This window comes from Clostridium tagluense, from assembly GCF_003865095.1.
Taxonomy (GTDB): domain Bacteria; phylum Bacillota; class Clostridia; order Clostridiales; family Clostridiaceae; genus Clostridium_AD; species Clostridium_AD tagluense.
Genome location: NZ_BHYK01000080.1, coordinates 1 through 3,623 on the forward strand (window position 1 = coordinate 1; position 3,623 = coordinate 3,623).

3 protein-coding genes, 1 tRNA gene and 2 rRNA genes are annotated in these 3,623 nt (G+C 31.1%); 5 read left to right on the forward strand and 1 reads right to left on the reverse strand.

Features of this window, described 5'->3' with window-relative positions; all coding sequences use genetic code 11:
- Positions 1-42: 42 nt before the first annotated feature.
- A 5S ribosomal RNA gene (rrf, locus tag Ctaglu_RS24405) occupies positions 43-159 on the forward strand.
- Between the two features lie 5 nt (positions 160-164).
- Positions 165-240: transfer RNA gene (locus Ctaglu_RS24410), tRNA-Phe, on the forward strand.
- Positions 241-291: 51 nt separating this feature from the next.
- On the opposite strand, the gene Ctaglu_RS24415 is transcribed toward Ctaglu_RS24410, so the two are convergent.
- The gene (locus Ctaglu_RS24415) at positions 292-966 is read right to left on the reverse strand and encodes a uracil-DNA glycosylase (protein WP_125006640.1); all 675 of its coding nucleotides are present in this window, start codon (positions 964-966) and stop codon (positions 292-294) included.
- Between the two features lie 194 nt (positions 967-1,160).
- On the opposite strand from Ctaglu_RS24415, the gene Ctaglu_RS24420 reads away from it, so the two are divergent.
- The 3 genes from Ctaglu_RS24420 to Ctaglu_RS24430 all read left to right on the forward strand — a co-directional run.
- On the forward strand, positions 1,161-2,036 hold the full coding sequence (locus Ctaglu_RS24420; protein WP_125006643.1) for a YitT family protein: 876 nt from the start codon (positions 1,161-1,163) through the stop codon (positions 2,034-2,036).
- Between the two features lie 264 nt (positions 2,037-2,300).
- The gene (locus Ctaglu_RS24425) at positions 2,301-2,519 is read left to right on the forward strand and encodes a DUF3892 domain-containing protein (protein ID WP_125006645.1); all 219 of its coding nucleotides are present in this window, start codon (positions 2,301-2,303) and stop codon (positions 2,517-2,519) included.
- Positions 2,520-3,274: 755 nt separating this feature from the next.
- A 16S ribosomal RNA gene (locus Ctaglu_RS24430) occupies positions 3,275-3,623 on the forward strand; the annotation flags it as partial.

Here is a 3,623-nt window from a genome sequence, read left to right on the forward strand (position 1 = left end):
AAAATTTCACTGTGCAATTTTGAGAGAATATAATTTTCTCAATCTGGTGATTATGGCATGAAGGTAACACCCCTTCCCATACCGAACAGGTCGGTTAAGCTTCAATGCGCCAATGGTACTGCAGGGGCAACTTTGTGGGAGAGTAGGTCGTCGCCAGGTAATGTGGCTGGATAGCTCAGTCGGTAGAGCAGAGGACTGAAAATCCTCGTGTCCCTGGTTCGATTCCTGGTCTAGCCACCAAAAAACGTCTTAGATAATTCTAAGACGTTTTTTTATGTTCAAAATAATATATTATAAATTTTTAATTTGCCAATCAATGGGAGATATGCCTTTTGAAATTAAAAAATTATTAGTAATAGAAAATGGTTTACTATTGAAAAAACCTCTATAAGCTGATAATGGGCTTGGATGAACAGATTTTATTATGTAGTGTATTGGATTTGTTATTAGAGATTGTTTAGCCTGGGCATTATTTCCCCATAAAATAAAAACTATAGGATCCGTTTTATCATTTAATAGTGCAATGATCTTATTAGTAAAATGTTCCCATCCTTTATTTTTATGAGAATTAGCCTGGTCAGCTCTAACGGTAAGAACAGTATTTAAAAGTAAAACCCCTTCATCACACCATTTTTTTAAATACCCATTATTAGGTACGTAACACCCTATATCATTATACAATTCCTTGTATATATTCAATAAAGATGGGGGTGTTGATACACCTGCATTTACAGAAAAACTTAAACCATGAGCTTGACTAGCACCATGATAAGGATCTTGACCAAGTATGATAACTTTTACATCTTTATATGCGGTATAGTTAAGAGCATTAAAGATGTTTTGTATTTCAGGATATATTAACTTAGTTTCATATTCTTGCTTTAAAAAGTTTCTTAATTTTAAAAAATAATCCTTATTAAATTCTTCTAATAAGAGTTCATTCCAATCATTTGTTAAGTTATTCATAAAATCACCTCACTTAATTATACCATAAATGCGTTTGCTCTCATAAAACAAGTATTTACTTTTATAATATAAAGTATTAAAATACATGATGTTTTAAGTGTTAAATGGTATATAATCATAATATACACAAAAACAAATATAGGATATAAAATAATCAATAATTATTTTGTAATATAAAAAAATGGAGGCAGTTCATGAAAAAGGTATTCACCACTGATTTTAAAGATTTATTTCAGAAAATAGTTCTTATTATGTTAGGTAGTTTTATTTTAGCTTTTTCAATCAATTTATTTATAGTTCCAAATAAGCTTCTTAGTGGAGGTCTTTCAGGAATAGGATTAATGTTACAGTATATTTTTAATATGCCAATGGGCGTTACAATATTAGTACTTAATATTCCACTTCTTATATTAAGTATATTAAAGATAAACACAAGATTCACTGCATTTACCATAATAGGAACCATTTCCTTATCGTTTTTTTTAATTATTACCTCACCTTTAAAAAATATTCTTGCTCCTGTGGAAGAATCCTATAGACTTCTTTATTGTATATATGGAGGAGTACTTTCAGGTATAGGTAGTGGAATTGTTTTTTCTAATGAAGGATCTACTGGCGGTATGGATATTATAGCTATATATGTTAAAAAAAAGTACGGTATAGAAGTAGGTATAGTAAGCTTTATAATAAATTTCTTAATTGTAGCTGTTGGATCTGTATTATTTGATTTTAAAGTAGGATTATATACGCTGATTGCTATGTATATTACTTCTGCTGTTATGGAAAAAGTAATTAATGGATTGAATAGACGTAAAATGCTTTTAATTGTATCTGAAAAAGAAAAAGAAGTAAGTGATGCAATATTAAATAACTTTAATAGGGGAGTAACTATTTTATATGGAGAAGGGGCTTATACTAACCATAGAAAAAATGTAATGTACTGCGTTGTTTCGTTAGGACAACTACCACAAATCAAGAGAGTAATAAAAGCTATAGATAAAGAAGTTTTTATCTCTATAATTGATATAGCGGAGGTTCAAGGTAACGGATTTAAAAGTCCTTTAGGTTAAGGGTAACAAAATTAGAAAAAACACTAATAACTTCATGTTTTAAGTTATTAGTGTTTTTTTTTTATTGAATTTATATGACAGGCAATAGGTGCATCCTTTAAGTGATTATTTAATCATTCTTATATATTTATATAATTTGTAGCAACTTAGTAATAAAATAATGATAAAAAGGGAAATACTAAATATAGAGTGGGAAGATTAATGTAGGGAGTGTTACTATTAAAGAAATTTGAGTTATATTAATTAACGAGGAGCGATAATTATATGAAGATAGTTAAAGTAAGAAAAAATGCAGAGGGAGATATTACAAATGTATTAACTAATACAGGGGAGGAATTAGATGTTAGTAAGGCTGTAGCTTTGGCAAAAATAGGAACTGTCCAATCAGTGGTTGTTGGTAAAAATAGAAATGGAAATGATATTATAAAGTCTTCACCTAATAGTACCGCAGAAGATAATTTAGATAATCTTCCTATTTTTTAACCACATTCCATAAGGAAGGCCACCACCTCTATAAGTGGAAGGCATATATTATAACAAAGAGAAAACTTCAGTGGGGGGATGACATTGAGAATTGTTATCTGATTTGGAGGTCTACAAGGGGGAAATCTCCTTGTGAAGTCGTTAATATATTGTAGCTTCTAAGAAGATGATTTAATATAAAAGCCTTAAGTCTTCTTCATTGAGTGCTTTATAAATGTAGATGACTTAAGGCTTATGTATAAATAATTACATATATTATCAGAAGATAGGTATATTATTGATTTTAATGAGGTATACTATTCCTAGTGTGTCAACATAAAGAATACTCACTATATAGTAGTATTATAGAGAATATTGTATATAATTGTAGTATATAAGAAAAGTAATAAAAATGGTGATAGGCAAAGATGATAATATATTACTTGTCGCTGCTAATGAGTAACGGCAAAGGTAGAGATTGATAAGTTAATAATTAATATTTTGAAATATATTTAAAAAATATTAATAAAAATGTTGACAAAATAAGAAATGCCTAGTATAATAGTAAAAGTCGTCACATGATGACAAAACAAGTTGGTCTTTGAAAATTAAACAGAGAAATAGGTAAAATAGCGAAATAATATTTCGTTAGACCAGTTAATTACTTTAGATAAAAAAGTAATTTTAGTCGTAAGACTAAAAAGTATGTAATGAGCTTGCTAACCAGCTTAACAGTTGGCGCAGATTATTCATTTCAAATAAAAAGTGTAAACTTTTAAATTGAGAGTTTGATCCTGGCTCAGGACGAACGCTGGCGGCGTGCCTAACACATGCAAGTCGAGCGATGAAACCCTTCGGGGTGAATTAGCGGCGGACGGGTGAGTAACACGTGGGTAACCTGCCTCAAAGAGGGGAATAGCCTCCCGAAAGGGAGATTAATACCGCATAATATGTTTTGGTCGCATGACCTTTACATCAAAGGATTTTTCTTTTAGAAGATTCCACTTTGAGATGGACCCGCGGCGCATTAGCTAGTTGGTGAGGTAACGGCCCACCAAGGCAACGATGCGTAGCCGACCTGAGAGGGTGATCGGCCACATTGGAACTGAGACACGGTCCAGACTC

Bases quoted from the DNA above. Each gene is read 5' to 3' on its own strand.
- Ctaglu_RS24415 (WP_125006640.1), bottom strand. From the start codon at position 966: ATGAATAACTTAACAAATGATTGGAATGAACTCTTATTAGAAGAATTT.
- Ctaglu_RS24420 (WP_125006643.1), top strand. From the start codon at position 1,161: ATGAAAAAGGTATTCACCACTGATTTTAAAGATTTATTTCAGAAAATA.
- Ctaglu_RS24425 (WP_125006645.1), top strand. From the start codon at position 2,301: ATGAAGATAGTTAAAGTAAGAAAAAATGCAGAGGGAGATATTACAAAT.